Genomic DNA, 21,665 nt, shown 5'->3' with positions numbered 1-21,665 from the left:
GCTCGCCGCGCCCTTTTCCGCGCTTGCGGGTGCGCTTGGCGATGCAAAGCTGATCCTCGACGGTTTTTTCATCGGAGGGCGTCAGGTAGAGCTTCACGCCCGCATTCCCCTGCAAGGCGCGGCGGGTGTTTTCGCCGTAGATTTCATCGAGGGCGGGGATGGTTTGGGTGACAACGGCGAGGTGACCACGATAGGTGCGCAGTGTCTCGATGCTTTCGACCACGATGGGCATTTTGCCGAGGCGATTGAACTCGTCGAGCATGATCATCACGGGCCATGGCTCATCCGGCCCGGGGTCCTTTTCCTGCATGGCCGAGAGCAGGTCAGAGAAAAACAGCCGGATCAGCGGCGCGAGCGGCTTCACCATCAGCGGCTGGACCACGAGATAGACCGAAAAAGGCTTCTTGCGGATAGTCCGGAAGTCAAAGTCCGACACCGCCGTCGCTTCATCGATGGCCGGGTTCTGCCATTGGTCGAGCCCCGAGGTCATCAGGAGCGAGACATAGGAGGTCAGCGTATCGTTGTTGGTGGACGCCAGCCGGGTGAAGATCAGCTTGGCCGCCCGGTTATCCACCTCATGGCCGCGCGCGAAATACTCCTTCTGCTTGTTCCCGCCCGAGGCGGCGATGCGGTAGATCTCGCCCAAGGTGGGGCGCTTGCGCTGGAAGGCCAGCAGGCCTGCCGCCACGAAGAGATCGATCCCGCCCTTGAGCAGCCCCTGCACCCGGTCATTGTCGCTTTGCAGAAAAAGCGTCGCCAGGAGCTGCAGTTCCATCTGCTGGCGCGCGGGATCTTTCAGCTCAAAGATGCGCAGGAGCGGGTTGTAACGATGCGTGCGCTTGCCCTCCCAATCGGTGGGGGCAAAGCGATAGACCTTGTCGCCTTGGGCTGCGCGATGCCGGGCCGTGGCCTCAAAGCACTCGCCCTTCACATCGAGCGTCACGACCGATCCCTGCCGGAGATTGTTAAATGCGAAGCTCATGAGAACGCAGAATCCTGCACTTTCCGGCATCAGACCCCAATGAGGAACAGGATCAGGCCCGGGCACCCTCTTTCGGGCATCCTCAGGCCTGACCTCCCCCGGCCCTCCTCTTCCTCTCAAACCCCATGATTTCCGCAGGTGGCTTGATTTTGTTCCTGTTATGTTCTATTTTAAGGACCACGCTAAGAAGGGAGATCCCCGATGGAAAGCACCACTTACGCCCTGCCCGCGACGCCCAAGCAGATCGCCTATGCGCGCGCGCTGGCCTTGCGCACCCAGACGCTTTTGCCGTGGGAGGTTCAGCAAGATCGGCGGTCCCTGAGCGCCTGGATCGACGCACAAGCCAAGTTGAACCCGGGCGCGCAGGACAGCCGCCCGACATCGAAGCAGGTCGCCTTCGCCGAGCGTCTCGCCCGGATCAAACGCCGCGCCGTCCCGGATGAGTGTTTCCGCGACAAGGGGCTGATGTCAAAATGGATCGATGGGAACAAATGAAGCTGGGTAGCCCCTGCGGTGATTGAGACTACTTAAGCCGATCAACAATCGATGCCCCGCCCGACCTGGCAAGCGCGATCAGGCTGGACTGGATTTTGGATGTGAAGACGGAACTGAACGTGCCGATGGGCGTGCGGTCCTCCCAGACATAGGACCGCTCCAGAATATCGGTGTTGATCTCGTCCAGCATGACCCATTTGCGGACATGGGTTTCCAACCCCACGCGCTGCGACTCGATCTGTGGCACCTCGATGAACTTGCGCGATGGCAAGGGCGGCTGCGTGGTGATCGGCAGGATGAACACCACGGTCTCGCTATCGGACCTGGCGACAGTGACGGCGATACAAACAGGCCGCGTCTTGCGGCCCTCGGTCTCACCGGCCATCTGTTCGCGTTTCCACAAGAACGGATAGCGGAAAACCTCTCCAGCACTCGGCTTAGTCATCCGCCCGCGTCAAGTCCCGCTCGAGCCCTTCAATCATCAGCGCCTTGAGATCCTCGGGCATCTCGTCAACCATATGAGCCTGTTGCGTGGCCCCCCGGGTGAGGTGCTGGTACTGGTCCATGCTCATCAGCACGAATTTCGGCTTGCGATGTTTGGTGATCGCAATCGGCGACCGAATGGCTGCGTCAAACAGGTCACTTGTGTGCCGCGTCAGGTCGGCCGCCTTGAACTCGGGAAGCTCATGCATGATCTGGGTCTCCATTTGTGCAGAATATACATACATTCTGAATATTCTGCAAGAGATGGTTGAGCCCTTCCATGTGTCATCCGAACCGCCGCACGGTCCAGTGTAGGTGTACTCATAGGCGGTGTTGCCGTCCTCAACGGACTCGTCCGAGGTCAGGTGGTCGTAGCCGCGAAAGACTGCCAGCGCGCCTTAGCGGTCAAACATGACGAAGGCCCCTGCCCGCCCGATGTCTGTCGGATTGAAGGCTAAAGGCCGGATCTCGATCTTTTGGATCTCTGCTTCCAACCCGCCAAGCTGAGTATCGATCTCGGGGGGGGGGGTCATCTTGTCTAGCGTACTCTTCTTTTAAGGCCTGATACTCGGAGAGTAGTTTGGTATGGGTTGCTTGTTCATCCGGCACCAGCCAATCGAGCAGCATTGTGCCACTCTCAGCGTTATAAGCATTAACACAGACAAACACGGCGGTAAGGTTGGCCACCTGGGCCGAGGCGTCTGTGAACATCTAGCAAACCTAAATTGCCTTCTTGTTCCATGATAAGTTGATCACATCCCAGACCTGCACCTGACGCGGGTGATCTGGGTCACCTTCAAATCAACATTCTTCTTCTTGATGATCGTATGGTTTGAAGTGTGCTGCAATTGTCTCTTGATCTTCGATGGCTATGCAGACTCACCAGCCGGTCGAGTTTATGTGGCGAGAGCATCAGTTTTCTTGCCTCATCATAGCGTCAAGGTAGGCGTTGTTGTTTTTCACCTGTCCTGTGCTGGCTCTCAAAATTAATTCGTCGAGTGCAATAAGGAGCTGCCCTGGACCTCGTTCTCTAAGGTGTTTCATGATCCTGCCTTGTTCTATTCTTAGCAATTTTCCGACATCGGCCAATATTTCGAGAACTGATTGATGATCTCTCGGTTCATGCGGGAAGAAGTCCGATACGTTTTTCAGGTCCGTCCAAGCCATAATTGTTGGATCTTGGCTTTCCTGGAAACCAGATGTGCTGTGCGCATCTCCTCTATCTTTTTTTATATTCAATCTTGTGGGTTCTACGTGCCGGACATTTTGTCCGTCGTCGCCGGACATTTGGTCGGACATTGTTTCTTGAGCGTCATGGTTTCCGGCCGGAAACTCTCTGATCGTCGCTCCGGCCAACTCTGCCAGCCTCTTGATAAGCTCTATGATTTCGTCGGCTTTGAGAGTTGCACGGCGTAGGATGTTTCGTACGTTCTGGAGAAATGAGACAGTCTCAACATCCTTTGCTTGGCGCAAAGCCTCGACACGAAGAGCCAGTGCCTCCGCCTTGAGAGACCGTAGCTTTTCCTGATCGCCCACAAGCTGTTCTGCGTGTTCGGTGAGCTCTCTTTCCCGATCATACATTGGCTGCAGATCGAAGCCAAAGGCATCTCTGATCAATCCACCGTAGCGAAGAGGGAACCGTTTGCGGGTTGCACTATCCCTGCGCTGGATCAACCCGGCATCCACGAGGTGTCCGATACACCGTCGAATCGTTCTCTCGTTCAGGCCGTTCGTTCTCTCAGACAATGATGCGTTTGAGGGAAAGACGATAGTCATTGGAGCTGTTTGTCCGGCCTTCTTCGGCATGAAGCTGATCAAGGCCTGCAGTGTTACTAGGTCATTTGGTGTCAGACCGAGTTCTGTGCGAAGCGCTCGGATCGGCTCGATGACCCTGTACGGGTTCGTACCGGGTACAGAAGATCGTTCCGCCAAGGCGGGTGTGTGAGAAAATACCTGTCTCATGATGATATCGGCTGAAAAAGCTTCCCCGTTCACCGCGAACGGTGTTGAAAACGATTCGGCTTCGGGGTATCAATCAGGTGTCTAAGCTAATCGAGGCCCTTCGGAAGCAATGCTTTCGGGGGGTCTTTCCTTTTCTGGCCTGTCCTCCTTTCTGCTCAGTTTTCGTTATCTTCTATGTCAGGACCATCAAGATCCTGATCCCTGCCGGAGACTGGGTTACCTATGGGTTCCATTTTCTCTGGGGTAATGATCTGCCCTGGACCAGCGGCCTTCGCGTTCGCCAGCGCGAGAAGAGCGGCCTCTGGATTCTCAGAGATCCACTTATGAAGCCCGTCATCTCCGTTCTTGACGGTGATGATCACGTTTCTCTTGGTGACCTTCACCATCCCGAGTTTTGTCTTGATTGCCGATGGGGCAGGGGGCTTGTGCTGTTTCAGGAGCCCTTCGAAGATCGCAAAGCGTTCGTCGGAGGTCTTGCCTGAACCTCTGGATTCCATGAGAGCATCATGGAATTCTCGGTTTCCGGCCGGAAACCCTTCATCTCCTGAGAAGCCAAGGCTCTCATAAGACTTTGCGGCAGCATACCAACGATCCCGTCCAACCCCGGGTGCCGCCCCGATCTTTTGGATGAGTTCAGTCGGAATACAGGAAGTGACTTGTTTCATGCGAGCAAGTCCCGTGAGCTTGTCACCGGCTTTCCTGGCTTTCTGATCGATGTTGAGGGCGTCACAGACCAGTCCCTCATCCTTGCCGGACTCTATGAGAGAACGTGCAAACAGGGCTTTCTCGATCCAGCTGAGGTCTTTTCGGAAGCTGTTCTCTTGGCCTTGTGCAAGAATCGCTTGATCCTCATCCAAGCCTCTGATGAGAGCCTTTGCGGGCTTGCCAATAAGTCGAAGGGCCGCTAATCGCCTGCGCCCATAGATGATCCTGTACCGGCCCCCTTCGGGGCTCAGAAGTATCGGGATAAGCTGTCCCTGCTTGTCAATGCTTTCAGCCAGTTCCCTGATGTCATCTTCGTCATCCAGGGCCAGACGATCCTGGAACTCGGAATCATCAATAAGGTCGGTACTGATTTCTTGAATTGAAGATTGAGCCGCATCCTGAAGAGAACGGGCCATTCCCGAAAGGGCAGGGGCTCGTGACTGGGTTCGAGTCGGAGAAATTGACGAGCTCTGCTGCTTTTCTTCATCCTCGGGAATGTCGAATGTGACTTTGCGGGCCATTACTTACGCCCCCATGCCGTTTTGATGAGCCCTTCGACCTCCGCCACAACCCCGTTGATGGACTCGATAGCCCGATCGTACGTCTGGCGATGAAAATCCGTTCTGGCGATCTCGAACAGTGTCTGTTGCGTGAGCCCAGCGTCAGAGACTGCAGAGGATTTCAGGAAAGGCTGAGTAAGAACGTCATCCGTGAACATGGTCCGCAGGAATGCCGCCATCTGGGTTTGGGGGCCGTCATTGGGCTCGAAACGAGTGATTAGAAATCTCATGAAGTCCCAGTCGGGCGATGCGCCCACATCAGCAATTGTTGCCATGAGGCTGGATGTGAGCTGCAGGAATTGGGCCATCGAGGCTACGTCAAGCATGCTTGGAATGACAGTGACGACTAGGGATGTCGACGCCACCAAAGCCGATAGTGTGGTAAACCCGAGTTGCGGTGGGCAGTCGATGACGACAATATCGTAGTCTGTCTCAACTTCATTAATGCAAAGGGCAAGCCGCTGATAGAACGGCGGCCTGATATTGTTTCGAAGGGCGTGTGCGGTTTCGGTCTCGAACTCAGAGAGCAACAAGCCGGCCGCGGCTAGATCGAGGTTGTGGAAATACGTTTTGCGCACAACGTCTCTAAATGGGATAGGGTCCTCGTACCGAAGGGCATCGTACACCGTTCCGGCCTCAGGGAAGTCGATTTCCGGCCGGAAACCGAACATGGTGGTCATTGAGGCTTGTGGGTCGAGATCGATTGCCAGAACTCGATAACCATCAAGGGCAAGCTTTTGGGCCAGATGGATCGCCGTTGTCGTCTTCCCAGCGCCCCCTTTGAAGTTGGCGATCGAAATGATCTGGATATGCTCCCCATCCCGACGACGAGGAACGATATGCTGGAACTTGATGCTTGACCGGGCTATTTCGTGGCGCGCTATATCGATTTGCTCTGCAGTGTAGAACCTGCGGCCGCGGGCGTCTGTCTCGATGTCACCGAGATCGAGCTTGTCCTCGAAAAACATCTTCCGCAAAAAATCTTGGCTTACACCGAGGATCTGGGCAACTTCCGTGGATGAGAAGCGTCTGAGAGCCTTTCGTTCATCAGGTAGAAACGACTTGCGCATATTCACATCAAGCGATTTGCTTAGACGTGTCGCCATCGTTTGGATCTTTTGATCCATTCTGATCCGCTGCTCGTTCATGCCCGTCCCGCCGCCCGTCTTCCGGGTCTATCTTGAGAAGGAACGCAAAACCGCCGGAAACTGATGGTTAGCGTTCTTCCGCAAAAATGTCAGGAAAGCGTTTGACAGGCAAGGATTTTTTCAAATGGTGGGCCGGTATCCCGTGAAATCATTTATTTACAATGACTTATCTTATTTCGCGGATCCAGCGCGTCAAGTGCTTGTGTCGCTGCCATCTCTTAAACGCAAGATGTACCCGATTCACATAGGCGGTTTTGCTTCCAAAGAACGAATCTGAGTCTCTTAAATCATTCCCAGACTCTCGGCTCGCTCCAACAGCATCTTGACCGATGAGGGCTGCCATCTCGTTCGGCCACGGGGCGTGCGTTCGCGCATAGACTCCAGCCGCTCACAGATCGCTTGAAGCGTGATGTCAGGATCTGCGCCCTTGATGCCAGCAATAATGGCGGGCAGGCGATCGTCCGTTTCGCGGCGCCCGGCGCGGGCCAGCACCTCGGTAGGCAGGAAGCCGTCGCGGACATAGGCCTTCACAGCGCGCAGCAGGCGGCTTTGGGTCCAGCGACGCGCCTCGGGCAAGGGGCCGTTGATGATGCGCAGTACGTCCTCCCAAGCCAAGTCGGGTCGCAACCGGCGCACATGGGGCACCCAATCTTGTGCCGTCTCGTTCAAACGCTCCATGTAGCCGTCCTGTCGCGCCAGCCGCACTTTGCGAAGAGCAGCAGGGTCTTTGGCCCGCAGCCCTGGGTTCCCGCCCACACGGCCCTTTGTGCGCGCGCTGGCGAGGCCGGCCTTGGTGCGTTCCCGGATCAGGGCGCGCTCGAACTCGGCCGCAGCGCCCAAGACCTGCAGCGTGAACTTGCCTTGCGGGGATCCGGTGTCGATCGGGTCCTGAATAGAACGAAAGAACGCACCCTTGGCCTCCAGCCGTTCGATCACCTCCAGCAGATGCGACAGGGAACGCGCGAGGCGGTCGATCCGCACGACAACCAGCGTGTCGCCCTTGCCGATGCGTTCTAACACCCGCGCAAGCACCGGCCGCGCACGATTGCCGCCTGAGGCCTGTTCTTCATGGATCTCGGCGCAACCAGCAGATTTCAGGGCCTGCGACTGGGGCAGGGGGGTTTGATCCTCTGTGGATACGCGCGCATAGCCTATCAATAGCATCAAAACAGGCCTTTTGCAGTTTTATGTGTCGCTACTAAACGACCAGTTGGCGCGGCAGGGCAGGGGAAGATGTGATTGCTCAGTCCTCGGAGCGCGTGATCAGCGCCTCGACGTCGAGCCCGGCCTCCGCGATCTGCTGGTTGATGTCCATGCGGCCATCGAAGATGAAGAGAACGAAGGCGGCATCGCCCCGCAGGGCGTAGAAAATGTTGTGGCGGCGGCGGAAGATCAGCCGTCGGATGCCACGCGGAGCATGCCAGACATGGCCAATCTCGGGGTTGGCGCCGATGGCATCGCGGATAAACCTGTCGATGTCGCGCTGAAAACTGTCCGCCAAGCTTTCCGAGTAGAGCCGGTCATGGTCCCAGATCGCCCAAAGGCAATCCTCGGCGGCCTGGGTCAGGAAGACCTTCATGCTTCGGGGGGCCGGGTCCGGAAGCGCGCGAGCCGTTGTTCCATCGCGTCATCCGACATCTCGCTGACATGCCCTTCGGCAACATCGGCCAGGCCGGCCGCAATGCCGCGCTCGATCCGCAGCGCGACCAGCTCTTCCCAGTCTGCCACCGACACCGTGACAGCGACGGGACGGTCTTTCTTGGTCAGCAAGACGGGTTCACGTTGCGCCGCATCGATGAAGCGGCCGAATTCCTTGCTGGCGGCGGTGGCGGACATGGTCTTCATTGCGGGCTCCCTGGTCTCTATTCCGGATAATACGGATTTTCTGGGAGAAATGGAAGGCGCGTGCGACCGTCAGAGGCCCGCAGCCTTTGTCAGGTTCACGCGGAACCTGTCGCGGCGGCGCTGGTAGCGGCGGGTCATTTCGGCGCTGGCATGGCCCAGCTGTTTCTGGATGTAGCGCTCATCCACCTCGGCGCTGCTGGCAAGGCCCGCGCGCAGGGAATGGCCGGAATAGAGCCGCAGCCGCTCCGCCTCTGGCAGATCAGGGCGGATACCGGCATCGCGCACGCATTGCTTGATCAACCGCGCCACATGCTTGTCCGACAATCGGTCGGCAGACGCCTTCAGCCCGTTGCGGCTGACGGCGACAAAGATCGGCCCGAAGTCGATCCGGCTGTAATGCAGCCAATCGCCAAGCGCCTGAACCGGGCAGGTCTGGCTGCTGCTGCCCCGCGCAATCTCGACCTCGCGCCATCCGGTCTTGCCGCGCAGCGTGATCAGCAGGCCATCCTCGAGGATCTGCACCCAGCCGCCGCTGTCGGGCGTGTCGTCGCGGCCATGATCCAGCGCCACGATCTCGGAGCGTCTGAGCCCACCGGCAAAGCCGATCAGCAGGATCGCCCTGTCGCGCAGGCCTCGCAGATCCAGCGGCAGGCTGGCCAGCATGTCACGGATATCTTCGGGCAGGATCGCCTCTTTCTGCACCGGCGGGCGGGCATGTTTGCGGCGGATCCCGGCCAGCACCGCGGCGATATGCCGGTCGCGGCGGTCCAGCGCCTGCCCGCGCTGCGCATAGCCCCAGACGAGGCCGGACAACCGGCGTTCGATCGAAGAGACGGAAAGCGCGCTGCCACCCGCATGCGGCGCCGCCAGATCGGCAATGTAGGGGCCGATCAGCTGGGGCGAGGCGGGCAGCGGGTCAGCGCCGCGCATCCGGCACCAGCGCGCGAAATGGGTCCAATCACGCCCATAGGCCCGCAAGGTGTTCTCGGATACCGCCTGCCGCACATAGCCCTGCGCCGTCTCCACCAGCCGGTCCAGCGCAGCCGATCCTGCCAGCGGCAGGGCAGGGGGCGGGAGGGCAGGCGTATCACCAGCCCCCACCGCATGCGGATCCGGGCGTATTTCCGCCTCTGCAGGCAATATGTCGGGCGATTTCCGCATCCTTGGTGGCATACTCCAAATACGTCCGATAATGCAAGATTATCGGACGTTATGGCAAAAGATAGAGTGAGGCGTTTTCTGTGCTATTTTCTGGAGCAAAGCGCCGCGATGGTTTAGGCTTCAGTCATGACATTTGCCCGACCGGAACACTCCATCTACACAGACACTCTACCCCGGATGCCCGCATGGGTCACCTCGGCACGTCCTGAAGCCTTTGAAGATGTGGCGTTTTTGGCGGGCGCGGCGCTGAACCACCTGCATCTTGTGTTGGGACGCGAAGAGGTCCCCAAAGCCTTGTTGCGGGATCGGCTGGCGCTGCGAGCGGCCGAGGCATGTGTCGGGTTTTCTGGTCGTCCGGAAAGAGCCCCAGAGCTGCGCGACGCGATTCATCTTCTGCGCCCTGGCGATCTACCTGGTCCCGCGGGGAAAACTTACCTTGCCTGGCGTCGCGCGGTGGAACGGTCGGTGTCGGTCAAGGCTTTGAGCCGAGTTTTACCGACCTTCGAGTCGTGCCAGATCGCCACGTGGCTGGATGCGGGACATGGGGCACCGGTGACCCGTGCCGTGGTGGTGCTAGATGCTGTCCTGACGGAGGCACCCCGTGCCGAAGTCCCGGCGTTGATCCTCGCGGACGCCGCCCTCGCCGAGGCGCTTGGTTGGGATCATGTCGTGCCGCTGCTGGCCGCGGGTTTGAAACGTGCCGACCTGCGCAAGCTGGGCCACGATTTGCGCCTAGCCTGTCATCGCGCTGTGACCGCATCCGCGGTTGAGGCCACGCGTCTGGCTGTCGACCTCGCGCGTCGGGCTGCGCTTTTGAAAGGGGTTGCACCAAAGCTTCGGGCCAAGGGGGCGGCCGACGCCGTCGAGATCTTCCTGACACAGGACGCGGTGGCACCCGGTGCCTTGCCTTTGCCGGATCGCGCAGCGCGGCGGCTCTGCGACCGGCTGGTTGACCTTGGGGCGGTGCGCGAACTGACTGGCCGTGACACCTTCCGGCTCTACGGGGTCTGAGCGATGGCCAAGGATGGACCCGACACCGAGCTTGACCGCGAGTTGACCGACCTGCCGAAGGAGCTGCGCTGGCGCGAATGGATGCGGCGGATCGAGGCTGTGCTGTTTGCGTCCGCCTCGCCTGTACCGCGCGCGGATCTGGCGCGCATAGTGGGGCAGGGGGCCTCGGTTGATCTGCTGGTCGAGGATCTGGCCGCCGATCTGGACGGGCGGGCGTTCGAGATTGCCATGGTCGCAGGGGGGTGGATGTTCCGGACGCGGACCGCTTACGCGCCTGCGATCCGCGCCGCAGCGGATGTCGGGGACGAGTTGCTGGACCTGAACGACTTCGACGTGGCGATTTTGGCGGCCATCGCCTACCACCAGCCGATCACCCGCGACGGGCTGAAGGATATCTTTGGCAAAGAGATCAGCCGGGACCTGATCGGGCGGCTGCATGCACACGGTCTTATTGGAACTGGCCCACGTGCGCCGCGTCGTGGTGCCCCCTATACCTTTGTGACCACAGACGCGTTCCTTGCGGCCTTCGGGATGGAGAGCTTGCGCGACCTGCCAGACGCTGAACAGCTGAATGACGCCGGGCTGGCCGCGCGCCCCTGAAACCCGCCTCTGACCCTCAAAACGCTTGCCGCTTCTGATGGAGCCGCGCGGCCGCTTGAATGAGATCTGCCAAATACGGGCTCTGCCTCACTTTGTGTGGCGGAACTATCCTGAAACTGGAAAATTCAGGAGGGATAGTTGTGATTTCGAAGAAGCACTGGTCGCCCGGGAGCGATGTTGCCGTTCAAAGCGTTGATCGAAGTGAATCCGGCGGGTGGATTGTATCGGGCAGTCTGACACCAAGCGGCATCTGCCCAGACTGTGGATTGCATTCGCGACGTCGTCACGGTTGGCGGCGTCGGCGGCTGCAGGATTATCCCGCCCATGGAGACGAGGTAACGGTTGATCTCGCGGTTTGCCGTTGGCGATGTCAGGCACCCGCTTGCCCACGTCGGACTTTCTCGGACCAGATCGCATGGATTGCGCGTCCTTTTGCACGTCGTACGTCGCGTGTCGGGGAGATTGTCAGCCATCTTGGGCATGCGGCAGGCGGGCGACCTGCCGAGCGGCTCTTGCACCGATTGGGACTTGGGGTCAGCGATGACACGGTGCTCAGGCATCTGAAGAAGCGTGCTCAAGGCACCGCCGAGCCGCCAACAGTCATCGGGATCGACGACTGGAGCTGGCGGAAGTCGCAAACCTACGGCACGATCATTGTGGACCTGGAGCGTCGCGTGGTCATCGATGTTCTCGAGGATCGAGATGTCGTCACTTGCACCAACTGGCTGAAGCGACACCCCGATGTGGAAGTGATCAGCAGAGATCGGTGCGGCCTCTACGCCCAGGCTGCACGGCAAGGGGCACCGCAGGCGAAGCAGGTCGCTGATCGGTTCCATATCGTGCAGAACCTGCGGCAGGCCATCGAGGAGCAAATGAACCTTCACGGCCGTGCGACCGGCAGAGCGCTGTTGTCCGACGCTGACAACATTACCGCAGCCGGAAGCCTTCTGAAGTCCCGCCTTGCGCACAGGACGTCTCGGGAAGAGATTTTCACCACCATCCATGCGCTCCGAAATCAGGGGCTTTCCTGCAGCGAGATCGGGCGGCGAACAGGGTTCCCGCGTCGCAGCATCGCGAAATGGCTGCAGTTCGAGACACCACCGGACCGCAAGCGGGCAGCTTTGAAACCGACTTCGCCGTGGTACTTTGAAGGGTTCCTGAGCCAAAGCTGGAAGGAGGGCATTCGAACTGGCAGCGCCCTGTTCCGTATGATCCAAGAGCGTGGTTACGAGGGGAGTCAGTCGCATTTGCAGCGGCTGCTGGCGGGTTGGCGCAGAGCCGAACAGCAAGCGAGCGACCCCAAGGTAGAGCACGAAATCCTTAAGCCAGTCCGGGACCCCGAAACTGGGCACGCGATCTCCCCGGTCATTGCGGCCGCGCTGTGCATCAAACCTCGCGGCAAGCTCACCGCGGATCAGGCGCGGAAAGTCGACGCGCTCAAGACCGGCTCTCCGGCCTTCGCAACGATGCGCAGCCTCGCCATGCGGTTCAATGGCATCCTGCGAGGTCGCGTGGCAGACCCGCTCCCTGCATGGATTGACGACGCGATTGAAACCGACTTGGCGCCAATCGTGCGCTTTGCCCGCACCTTGAATCGGGACCTCGATGCGGTCAAAAACGCCATCGAGATGCCCTGGAGCAACGGCCAGGCCGAAGGTCAGATCAATCGTCTGAAGACCCTCAAGCGCGCCATGTACGGCCGAGCCGGTCCAGAATTGTTGCGGGCGAGAATGCTACCGTTCCGCCACACAAAGTGAGGCAGAGCCGATTTAAGGGCAACGCGACACCTCCTGGCGGAGCGCGGCATCATCGTGTCGCACCAGACGGTGCGGGCGTGGACCGAAAAATTCGGGCGGGAATTCTCGAAAACGATCCGTCGCCGGTCGGCTGGCAAACTCGGCGACAAATGGCATCTGGATGAAGTTGTCATCTCGATCGGCGGCCGCAAGCATTGGCTTTGGCGGGCCGTCGATCAGGAGGGGTTCGTGCTGGATGTACTGGTTCAAGCCCGCCGCGACCGGCAGGCCGCCCTTCGGCTGATGCGGAAGCTGTTGTCACGGCACAACCGCCTGCCGCGGGTTTTGATCACCGACAAACTTCGTTCATATTCGGCGGCAAAACGCGAAATTATGCCGGGGATCGAGCATCGCTCGCACAAGGGCTTGAATAACCGGGCTGAAAATTCACACCAACCTACCCGAAGGCGTGAGCGCATCATGAAGCGCTTCAAGTCGCCTCGGCAAGTGCAGCGTTTCGTTTCCATCCATGACCCGATTGCCAACCTGTTTCACCTGCCACGCCACGAAATGACATCCGAAGACTTTCGCGAACTCCGTGCCGCCGCCATGGATGCGTGGCGCGACATCGCTCAACTCGAAGCCGCATGAAGACCGAAGCCGGTCCAGTTTTTGTGCATGGCCGGTTAACTTTACGGTGCCGCGCCAGCGCACCGATGCTGAACTTTGCCCCCATCAGCGCGACGATCCAGCCGGTCATCGTATTGCCAAGACTGGTGCCATAGATCACCCAGACCAGGTTGGCGAAACTCACGAGGCCCGCATTGGCGAAACCGATGCTTGCGACCGTCACCGCGCTGGAGGATTGTGTGAGGGCGGTGATCCCCGTCCCGACCGCGAAGGCGCGCAGGCGCGAGCGGGTGGCGAATTCCAGCCCGGATCGCAGGGCAGGGCCCGCGGCCTGGGTCAGCCCCGCCGTCATCATCTGCATCCCCAGCAGAAACAGCCCGATCCCGCCCAGAAGCGAGGCCCAGATGCCTGCGCTCTCCATCCTAGCCGACCAGCGCCGAGATGATCAGCGCATTGACGATATCGATGAAAAAGCCGCAGACCAGCGGCACGATGACAAAGGCCCGGTGCGCCGCGCCATGTTGCTGCGCTACGGCGGTCATATTGGCGATGGCTGTGGCAGTTGAGCCGAGCGTGATGCCGCCAAACCCGGCCGAGATCACCGCCGCCTCATAATCACGCCCCATCGCGGGGAATACGATCCAAATCGTGAACCCGACCGTCAGCAGGATCTGCACCACAAGGGCGGCTGTAATGAACAGGACCACGCCGTTCAGCTCCCAGACCTGCAGGCCCATCAGCGCCATGATCAGGAAAAGCCCGAGCGACAGATCCGAGATCAGTGCCAGCGCATCATCGACCCCCGGCCAGACCCGGCGCACCAGCCGTCTGGGTGCCAGCGGCAAAAGATTGCGCAGCACGATCCCCGCGACAAGGCAGCTGACAAAGGCTGGCAGCGTCACACCGGAGGCCGTGATCGCCTCATGCAGCCCCATCCCCAAAAGCACGGTGACATTCAGCGCAAGGATCGCCCAGAGGATGCAGAAGTAATCCATCGGGACCGCCCTCCCCTCATTCGGCACCCCGATATCAAGGTCGCGTCTGTTTTCGGGTTTCAGCCCGCCCCGCCGGATCAAAAGCGCGGCAATCGGCCCGCCGATCACGCAGGCCGCAATCAACCCGACGGTATTGGCCGCGACCCCCAGTTCCAGCGCATTGGTAATCCCCAGCTTTTCAGCAAAGATCGGTGCCCAGGCCAGCGTTGTGCCGACGCCGCCGGTAAGTGAAACCGAGCCGACCATCAGCCCGGCCTTCGGCTCCATGCCAAAAAGCCCCGCCAGCCCCATGCCCGCGAAATTCTGCAAAAGGATGAAGCTGGTCGCAAGGATCAGCAGGATCACCAGCGGCCTGCCACCTGCAAGAAGCGTGCGGATATCCGATTTCAGCCCAATCCCGGCAAAGAACACCAAAAGCAGGAAATCACGGATCCCGACCTCGAATGAGACCCTCAGATCGAACACTGCCCAGAGGGTCCCCGTCACCGCGATGCAGAGAAAACCGCCCGCGACTGGCTCCGGGATCGAATAGCGGCGCAGGAGGTCAAGGTTCAGCGTCAGGATCTTGCCTGCGATCAGCAGGACCACGGCGAGATTGAAAGATAGGAAGGGATGTACCGAAAAGAAGGACACGCGGTCGGGCCTGTCATGATATTATCAACTGTTGTTGATTTTTTGCTTTGCCCCGGATCTCCGCCCCGGTCAAGGGCGGGTCCATGCGCTTGCCTCAGGCGGTGGTGTGAAATCCATTATCGGCATAGATCACCGATCCGCTCATCGGGCTCGCGGCCTCGGTGGCCAGAAAGGCCGCCAGCGCGCCGATCTCTTCAATGCTCACCAGTTTGCCGGAAGGCGTGCGAGCGCGAACCTCATCCATCAGCGCATCGAACCGCCCGATCCCCGAGGCGGCGCGGGTTTTGACCGGACCGGTGGAAAGCGAATAAGCCCGGATCCCCTCACCTGCCAGATCGGCGGCGGTATAGCGGACCGAGGCCTCCAGCGCGGCCTTGACCGGACCCATGAGGTTGTAATTCTCCACCACCCGATCCGCGCCGTAAAAGCTGACGGTGATCAGCGCACCACCCGCCCGCATCAAAGGCCGCGCCAGCCGCGCCATACGCAGGAAGGAATGGCAGGAGACATCCATTGCGGTCGCGAAACCTTCGGCCGAGGCGTTGACAACGCTGGTATGCAGATCTTCACGTGGGGCAAAGGCGATGGCATGAAGCAGGAAATCAAGCCGCCCCCATTCAGTGGTGATGCGGTCAAACACGGCTTCCAGCTGACCCGGTTCGCGCACATCACAGGAAAGCAGCAGCGGCGCACCCACCTCCTGCGCCACGGGCGCGACCCAGGGCCGGGCCTTTTCATTGAGACAGGTCAGCGCCAGCTCCGCCCCTGCAGCACGAAAGGCTCTGGCGCAACCGGCGGCGATGCTGGCCTCATTCGCCACACCGACTACGAGACCGCGTTTGCCGTTCAGATCAATCATATCGCCGTTCCTTCGCTGATGGCCTCGCGTGCGATGATGATTTCCTCATCGGTCGGAATGATGAGGAGTTTCACCCGGCTGCTGGCGGTGCTTATGCAGCGCCGCCCCGCTTCATTGGCCTTCGGGTCAAGCTCTGTCCCAAGCCAGGCCAGCCGCGCGGCGACACGGGCGCGGATGCCGTGCTGGTGCTCGCCGATCCCTGCGGTGAAGATCAGCGCGTCGATCCCGCCCATGCTGGTCGCCAGCCGTGCGACCTCGCCCGCGATACGCAGGCAAAAGAGGTCGATCGCCTCCGCCGCCTCCGGGCGCGGGCTGGCCATCAGCTCGCGGCTGTCAGCCTCGAACCCCGACACGCCGAGAAGGCCGCTTTCACGGTAAAGCATGGTCTCGACCTGTTTCAGGCTTTGGTCCATTTCGCCCATCAGGTGTAGGATCACGCCCGGGTCCAGCGCACCGGACCGCGTCGCCATCGGGATGCCGTCTAGCGTCGAAAACCCCATTGAGCTGTCGATACTGATGCCGCCATGAATGGCACAGAGGCTCGCGCCGCTGCCCAAATGCGCCGCGACCACCTTTGCATCGGGGGCCAGATCGCCCAGTTGACCGGCGATGTAGCGGTAGGACAGCCCGTGAAAGCCGTAGCGCTTGATCCCCTGATCATAAAGTGCGCGCGGGATAGCAAAGCGGCGCATCAGGGGCGGGTTGGTCGCATGAAATGCGGTGTCGAAAGAGGCGGTCTGCGGCACGTCCGGGTAGAGCGCCCGCATTGCCCGGATCAGCGCAAGGCTTTGCGGTTGATGCAGTGGCGCGAGCCGCGCCAGCGCGTCGATCTGCGCAATCACCTGATCCGTGATCCGTGCCGGGCCTTTGAAGACATCGCCGCCATGCACCACGCGGTGCCCGATGACGGCGAGCCGCGACAGATCGAACTGCCCGGCCAGCCAGGCAAAAGCCTGGTTCAGAACCGCCGTCAGATCGCCGGGATCAGCCGTAATCGGGCCGGACAGGGCCTCATCCTCCCGTTTCAGGCGGATCGCAAAAGGCTCATCACGGAAGTCGATCACGCCCGAGGCAAGCGGGCGGGGCCCGGCAATCTCCAGTGCATAAAAGCCGAGCTTGATGGTCGAAGAGCCGGCATTGAAGGTCAGGATCAGATCGCGCGTCACGCCTTCACCTCCGCCTTGCGGATCGCAACCAGCTTTGCCAGCGCGGCCGAGGCGATGCGGGCCGACAAGGGATCGGCGCGACTGGTCAGCACGATCGGCACCCGCGCGCCCAGCACCAGTCCCGCCGCCGTGGCACCTGCGAAATAGATCAGCTGCTTGGCGAGCATATTCCCGGCCTCAAGATCTGGCACCAGCAGGATATCGGCCTCTCCCGCCACTTGCGAGATGATGCCCTTGGTCGCTGCCGCCTCGGGGCTGATCGCATTGTCAAAGGCCAGCGGCCCATCGACCAGTGCGCCGGTGATCTGGCCACGCGCCGCCATCACCGTCAGCGCGGCGGCATCCAGCGTTGCGGGCATCATCGGGTTCACCGTCTCGACCGCCGCCAGCACCGCGACCTTCGGCTGCTTGCGCCCGAGTAGCCGCATCAGTTCGACCGCATTCTGGCAGATGTCGCGCTTGTGCTCCAGGGTCGGCGCGATGTTGATCGCGGCATCGGTCACGATCACCGGCTTGCCATAGGCGGGCACATCCATCGCATAGACATGGCTGATGCGGCGCCCGGTGCGTAAACCCCCAGTTTTCGATACCACCGCTGCCAGAAGCTCATCCGAATGCAGGCTGCCTTTCACCAGCACCTGAACCTCACCGCAGGCCGCGAGTTCCACCGCCCGCGCCGCCGCCGCATGGCTGTGTTCGGTCTCCTCGATCTGGAAGCCATCGAGCGAGACTCCGGCCTCGGCCGCCGCTGCACGGATCTTTGCGGCGGGGCCAATCAGGATCGGATCAAGCAAACCCTCGTCGCGGACCTCAACCGCCCCCAGGATCGCGGATTTCGAACAGGGATGCACCACCGCCGCCCTGACCGGCGGCAGCGCGCGTGCTTCTTCGACAAAGCCCTGCCAGCGCCCTTTCGGCAAGATCACCGCCTCGGGGAGGTTTCCTGGTACCCAGGTCAGTTGCTCAAGCGGTGCCAGCACCAGCGCCTCGCCCGAAAGCACCACCTCGCCCAGTTGATTGCGGGCGGTGGTCGCAAGGCGGACACGGTTCTTGCCTTCGATCAACTCGATCACTTCAACCTCGGCAGTCACGGTGTCGCCGGGAGAGACCGGCTTTTGAAAGCGAACCTGCTGGTCTAGATAGATAGTTCCCGGCCCGGGCAGGCGGGTGCCCAGCACCGCCGAGATCAGTGCCGCTGTCCACATGCCATGGATCACCACATGGCCAAAAGGCCCATGCGCGGCGAAGTTGGCATCCAGATGGGCTGGGTTCGCATCGCCGGAAACGGCGGCGAACAGCTCGATATCCTCGGGGCCGACATGACGGCTGAGACTGGCGTGGTCGCCGATTTTCAGCTGATGAAACAGGTGGTTGGTGAGGCTCTGGGCAGGGGCGTTCATCATATCACCTTTGAAAGACGTAAGTGCCGGGTGCATCTTCCAGCGCCCTTCCCATGGCGGGCGGCGCGGCGGGGGCGGCGGAATGCGCGGCAAGCCAAGCCTGCCAGGGGGTCCACCAGGACCCCTCGGTCGCGGGATTGGCCTCGGCCCAGGTCTCGGGTGGCAAAAGTGCATCTCCATGGGTGCGGGTGGCCAGCCGGTAGCGGCGGCGCGGATGGCCGGGTGGCGAGACGATGCCGGCATTATGCCCGCCCGAAGTCAGCGCGAAGGTCACATCGCAATCAGTAAACTGGTGGATCTTATAGACCGATTTCCACGGCGCGACGTGATCGCGTTCGGTTCCGACCGCAAAAGCTGGCACGCGGATATTCTGCAGCAGCACCGTCTTGCCCCCCGCAGTGAAACGGCCTGAGGAAAGCTCGTTCTCGAGATAAAGCTTGCGCAGATACTCGGCATGCATACGGTAAGGCATGCGGGTGCTGTCGGCGTTCCAGGCCATGAGATCATTCATCGCCGTTCGCTCGCCCATCAGGTAATCATGCACCATCCGCGACCAGATGAGGTCATTCGACCGCAAGAGCTGAAACGCTCCTGCCATTTGGTCGGCGGATAGATAGCCGCGGTTCCACATCATGCTTTCGAGGAAATGGAGCTGGCTCGGATCGATGAACAGCGCAAGTTCTCCCGGCTCGGTGAAATCCACCTGCGCGGCGAGCAGCGTGAGTGAGGCGAGGCGGTCATCGCCCTCGCCGGCCATCGCGGCTGCCGCAATCGACAAGAGCGTGCCGCCCAGGCAATAGCCGGTGGCATGGATTTTTTGGTCGGGCACCAGACGGCTGATTTCATCCAGCGCTGCCATCGCCCCTTGTAGCCGGTAATCTTCCAACGTCAGATCACGGTCTTCGGCGCCCGGATTGCGCCAGGAGATCGCGAAAACCGTATGGCCCTGCGCCACCAGCCAGCGGATCAGCGAGTTTTCCGGGCTGAGGTCGAGGATGTAATATTTCATGATCCAGGCCGGCACGATCAGCACCGGCTCGGGATGCACGGTTTCGGTCACGGGCGTGTACTGGATCAGCTCGATCAGATGATTGCGGAAGATCACCTTGCCCGGCGTTACCGCCACATCCTGGCCCGGCATAAAGGCATCGCCCCCCTCGGGCGGCGCGTGCGAGATCTGGCGGATCGTATCTTCGAGCCAGTTCTGCCAGCCCTTTAAAAGGTTCATGCCACCCGTGGACCACGTTCGCGCCAGCACCTCGGGATTAGTGAATGGGTGGTTCGAGGGCGAAAACATATCGAGCATCTGCTTCGCGGCAAAGGACACCACATCCTCGTGGTGCTTCGTGACGCCAGGCACCTCATGGGTGACGTTATGCAGCCATTGCTGTTGCAGCAAAAACGCCTGCGACATCCAGCTGAAGGGCGGTTTCGCCCAAGGCTCGCCCCTGAAACGGCGGTCGCCTGGCAATGGCGTGATCACCGGCGCGGCCCCGGGATCCATCGCGTAAGACATCAGATGCGCCAGCAGGCGCTGCCATTTACGACCCGCCTTGACACCAAGTTCCGCCTGCTTGCCGGGAGCCTGGGCCAGATGAAAGGCCCAGTCGGCATAAGCCATCATCAGCGAGCCAGGCGAAATTCCCCCGGTAAACTGGCCCGAAAGCGCCTCGCGGATACGGTCAAAGGCCTGGAAGGCCTCGATGCCGAGACTTTCCTCCGACGAAGTGTTCTGACTGTCTGATCTCGGGGGAAGTGCCATCTCGCGTCTCCAGCTTTGCCGACAGAGGCTAACACAGAGATATCAACACGTGTTGATCGAGATCAAAGAGTGTAAGACTTTTCCTTTGCACACTCATTACGTGTAACACTCTATTCAGGAGACATATCGCAATGAGCAGTCAAACCGCTACAGAAACCACCGCCGGGCTCAACAGTGACCCGCTGACTCTTCCACGTCAGATGTTGGAGGCCGCCCAGAAGAGCGCAATCCTCGCACCGCAAATCTGGCAGGAAGGCTGTTCGATCTTGGCCGAGGCGGCCGATGAGCAGGCAAAGCTTCTGCATCTGCTGGCAAGCGCGGAATCCCCGGTCGCGGCCTCGGCGATTGTGACGGATTACTGGCAAAACAGCGCGCAGCGCGGCTTTGAGGCGATGACGCGGTTGATGACGCTCGCCCCGAAATCAACCTGACCGGCACCCAGTCACTCGGCCAGTGCTCCCCCTATACTATTGAGCGCGCCGCCGAACTGATTGAAGACAAAGGCCCCGGCCTGTCTGATTTCGCCGAATAACGTCACATCGGCTGCGGTTCCGGCCTCGCCGGAAATCAGGCCGACATAGCGGCTATGGGCGGGATCACGGGTCTCGACTTCGGTGATATCGATAATGCGAATGCCGCTCTCAACGGCGAGGCGCTGGATCGCCGGATCATGCACATCGGCAAGGCCAAGCCGCATCCGCCGTGCCGCCAGCCGGGAGGAGATCTTCAGCGCCGGATCATCCGCTGCTACCAGAACCGTGATCGGATGCCGCATCTTTCCAACGCTCGCCATCTGAGCACGGAACAGGTCTATATCGATATCCGGCGCGGCGAGGATCAGCTCGATCCGATCCAGCACATCGCCCCGCCCGGCAAGGCGCAGCTGCACCAGCGTCTCCATCGTCAGACGCGCACCCATGCTATGGGCGAGCACTGGTACAGGTTCGCTACTACGACGGTTCTTCGTCAGGAGCCCGAGCAGATCGGCGAGGGCTGCACGAGAGAAGTCTGAAGCATCGCGGTCGGCAAGATAGGCTCCCGCATTACCTGCCGAGGGCCAGGTGAAGAGCACCGGCGCACCCTCCAGATGGGCATCAACCGAAAGCTGCACGGCCCGATAGAGCGCCTCCTGATAGCGCGTGTTGAATCCGTGGATATAGAGCCCCACGCCCGAGCGCGGCAGTCGCCCGGCAAAACCCTCGCGGCTGAGCTCGGTCTGCTTGCGCACGGTGAAGTTCTTCGTGGCATCGTTGGCCCCATCGGGCCATTCGATCCGCCCCGGCTTATGGCCCGGCGGCACCGAGACTTCATATTCCAGCCAGTTCGGGCTGGTGGCGCGGGTTGCACCATACGCACCGGGCGATTGCGCATCGGGTGCACGAGTTGTCACTGTCAGCACCTGCACGATGCGGGCGCCTGCAGGCAGGGCCCCGTCATCGGGAGCCAGAACCTCGGGCCCTGGGCGTGTGTTGCAGGCAGCCAACACGAGAGTCAGAGTAAGCAGCAGGCGACTGAGCATCTTGTATTACCGC

At 60.6% G+C, this 21,665-nt stretch carries 20 protein-coding genes and 3 pseudogenes; 6 read left to right on the top strand and 17 right to left on the bottom strand.

Annotated elements, in window-relative coordinates; all coding sequences use genetic code 11:
- Positions 1–51: 51 nt before the first annotated feature.
- A pseudogene (locus ACO2Q5_RS22985) lies at positions 52–961 on the bottom strand (type IV secretory system conjugative DNA transfer family protein); the annotation flags it as partial.
- Between the two features lie 222 nt (positions 962–1,183).
- Here ACO2Q5_RS22985 and ACO2Q5_RS22980 point away from each other — a divergent pair.
- Complete coding sequence (locus tag ACO2Q5_RS22980) at positions 1,184–1,477, top strand: hypothetical protein (protein WP_009503883.1); 294 nt, start codon at positions 1,184–1,186, stop codon at positions 1,475–1,477.
- Positions 1,478–1,505: 28 nt separating this feature from the next.
- On the opposite strand, the gene ACO2Q5_RS22975 is transcribed toward ACO2Q5_RS22980, so the two are convergent.
- The 9 genes from ACO2Q5_RS22975 to ACO2Q5_RS22935 form a co-directional block, all read right to left on the bottom strand.
- On the bottom strand, positions 1,506–1,862 hold the full coding sequence (locus ACO2Q5_RS22975) for a hypothetical protein (RefSeq protein ID WP_423295418.1): 357 nt from the start codon (positions 1,860–1,862) through the stop codon (positions 1,506–1,508).
- A gap of 52 nt (positions 1,863–1,914) precedes the next feature.
- Positions 1,915–2,169 (bottom strand): type II toxin-antitoxin system prevent-host-death family antitoxin, encoded by a 255-nt coding sequence (locus tag ACO2Q5_RS22970; protein WP_241524142.1) that lies wholly within the window; start codon positions 2,167–2,169, stop codon positions 1,915–1,917.
- A gap of 703 nt (positions 2,170–2,872) precedes the next feature.
- Positions 2,873–3,922: a helix-turn-helix domain-containing protein gene (locus tag ACO2Q5_RS22965; protein WP_423295416.1), complete on the bottom strand. Its 1,050-nt coding sequence runs from the start codon at positions 3,920–3,922 to the stop codon at positions 2,873–2,875.
- 155 nt (positions 3,923–4,077) lie between these two features.
- A complete protein-coding gene (gene repB, locus ACO2Q5_RS22960; RefSeq protein WP_423295414.1) occupies positions 4,078–5,148 on the bottom strand; it encodes a plasmid partitioning protein RepB in 1,071 nt (356 codons plus the stop codon).
- Positions 5,148–6,335, bottom strand: coding sequence for a plasmid partitioning protein RepA (gene repA / locus ACO2Q5_RS22955; RefSeq protein ID WP_423295412.1), 1,188 nt, complete (start codon positions 6,333–6,335; stop codon positions 5,148–5,150). The genes repB and repA overlap by 1 nt, the downstream gene beginning before the upstream one ends.
- 282 nt (positions 6,336–6,617) lie before the next feature.
- On the bottom strand, positions 6,618–7,499 hold the full coding sequence (locus ACO2Q5_RS22950) for a recombinase family protein (RefSeq protein ID WP_423295410.1): 882 nt from the start codon (positions 7,497–7,499) through the stop codon (positions 6,618–6,620).
- 79 nt (positions 7,500–7,578) lie between these two features.
- On the bottom strand, positions 7,579–7,914 hold the full coding sequence (locus tag ACO2Q5_RS22945; RefSeq protein ID WP_423295408.1) for a type II toxin-antitoxin system RelE/ParE family toxin: 336 nt from the start codon (positions 7,912–7,914) through the stop codon (positions 7,579–7,581).
- Positions 7,911–8,180, bottom strand: coding sequence for a type II toxin-antitoxin system Phd/YefM family antitoxin (locus ACO2Q5_RS22940; protein WP_423295406.1), 270 nt, complete (start codon positions 8,178–8,180; stop codon positions 7,911–7,913). Before ACO2Q5_RS22940 ends, ACO2Q5_RS22945 begins: the two co-directional genes overlap by 4 nt.
- A gap of 69 nt (positions 8,181–8,249) precedes the next feature.
- Complete coding sequence (locus tag ACO2Q5_RS22935; RefSeq protein WP_423295404.1) at positions 8,250–9,353, bottom strand: tyrosine-type recombinase/integrase; 1,104 nt, start codon at positions 9,351–9,353, stop codon at positions 8,250–8,252.
- Positions 9,354–9,467: 114 nt separating this feature from the next.
- On the opposite strand from ACO2Q5_RS22935, the gene ACO2Q5_RS22930 reads away from it, so the two are divergent.
- The 4 genes and pseudogenes from ACO2Q5_RS22930 to ACO2Q5_RS22915 all read left to right on the top strand — a co-directional run.
- Positions 9,468–10,352, top strand: a complete 885-nt coding sequence (locus ACO2Q5_RS22930) for a DUF1403 family protein (protein ID WP_423295402.1) — start codon at positions 9,468–9,470, stop codon at positions 10,350–10,352.
- 3 nt (positions 10,353–10,355) lie between these two features.
- Entirely contained in the window at positions 10,356–10,952 is a 597-nt protein-coding gene (scpB, locus tag ACO2Q5_RS22925) for an SMC-Scp complex subunit ScpB (protein WP_423295400.1), read from the top strand.
- 140 nt (positions 10,953–11,092) lie between these two features.
- Positions 11,093–12,709 carry an ISL3 family transposase gene (locus tag ACO2Q5_RS22920; protein WP_076534289.1) on the top strand — a complete coding sequence of 539 codons (1,617 nt, stop codon included), beginning with the start codon at positions 11,093–11,095 and terminating at the stop codon, positions 12,707–12,709.
- Between the two features lie 12 nt (positions 12,710–12,721).
- Positions 12,722–13,339: pseudogene (locus tag ACO2Q5_RS22915) on the top strand (IS6 family transposase); the annotation flags it as partial.
- 70 nt (positions 13,340–13,409) lie between these two features.
- Here the strand turns inward: ACO2Q5_RS22915 and ACO2Q5_RS22910 are convergent.
- From ACO2Q5_RS22910 to ACO2Q5_RS22885, 6 genes and pseudogenes are all read right to left on the bottom strand, one after another.
- Positions 13,410–13,739, bottom strand: a pseudogene (locus ACO2Q5_RS22910) (Na/Pi symporter); the annotation flags it as partial.
- 1 nt (position 13,740) lies between these two features.
- Positions 13,741–14,946 carry a sodium/glutamate symporter gene (gltS, locus tag ACO2Q5_RS22905; protein WP_423295398.1) on the bottom strand — a complete coding sequence of 402 codons (1,206 nt, stop codon included), beginning with the start codon at positions 14,944–14,946 and terminating at the stop codon, positions 13,741–13,743.
- A 94-nt stretch (positions 14,947–15,040) separates the two neighbouring features.
- The gene (gene fabI / locus ACO2Q5_RS22900; protein ID WP_423295396.1) at positions 15,041–15,805 is read right to left on the bottom strand and encodes an enoyl-ACP reductase FabI; all 765 of its coding nucleotides are present in this window, start codon (positions 15,803–15,805) and stop codon (positions 15,041–15,043) included.
- Positions 15,802–16,971 carry an acetate/propionate family kinase gene (locus tag ACO2Q5_RS22895; RefSeq protein ID WP_423295394.1) on the bottom strand — a complete coding sequence of 390 codons (1,170 nt, stop codon included), beginning with the start codon at positions 16,969–16,971 and terminating at the stop codon, positions 15,802–15,804. The genes fabI and ACO2Q5_RS22895 overlap by 4 nt, the downstream gene beginning before the upstream one ends.
- The gene (locus ACO2Q5_RS22890) at positions 16,968–18,371 is read right to left on the bottom strand and encodes a bifunctional enoyl-CoA hydratase/phosphate acetyltransferase (RefSeq protein WP_423295392.1); all 1,404 of its coding nucleotides are present in this window, start codon (positions 18,369–18,371) and stop codon (positions 16,968–16,970) included. The genes ACO2Q5_RS22895 and ACO2Q5_RS22890 overlap by 4 nt, the downstream gene beginning before the upstream one ends.
- Positions 18,372–18,375: 4 nt before the next feature.
- Positions 18,376–20,133: a PHA/PHB synthase family protein gene (locus ACO2Q5_RS22885; protein ID WP_423295390.1), complete on the bottom strand. Its 1,758-nt coding sequence runs from the start codon at positions 20,131–20,133 to the stop codon at positions 18,376–18,378.
- A 131-nt stretch (positions 20,134–20,264) separates the two neighbouring features.
- On the opposite strand from ACO2Q5_RS22885, the gene ACO2Q5_RS22880 reads away from it, so the two are divergent.
- Positions 20,265–20,564, top strand: coding sequence for a hypothetical protein (locus ACO2Q5_RS22880; protein ID WP_423295388.1), 300 nt, complete (start codon positions 20,265–20,267; stop codon positions 20,562–20,564).
- A gap of 11 nt (positions 20,565–20,575) precedes the next feature.
- Here ACO2Q5_RS22880 and ACO2Q5_RS22875 read toward each other — a convergent pair whose 3' ends face one another.
- Positions 20,576–21,652, bottom strand: coding sequence for an alpha/beta hydrolase (locus ACO2Q5_RS22875; RefSeq protein WP_423295386.1), 1,077 nt, complete (start codon positions 21,650–21,652; stop codon positions 20,576–20,578).
- Positions 21,653–21,665: the final 13 nt, after the last annotated feature.

Origin of the sequence: Neotabrizicola sp. VNH66, assembly GCF_049445895.1 — a bacterium.
In the GTDB taxonomy this organism is placed as follows: Bacteria; Pseudomonadota; Alphaproteobacteria; order Rhodobacterales; family Rhodobacteraceae; genus Pseudogemmobacter.
The sequence above is the reverse complement of the archived record's forward strand: the minus strand, read 5'-3'. Positions and strand labels throughout refer to the sequence as shown.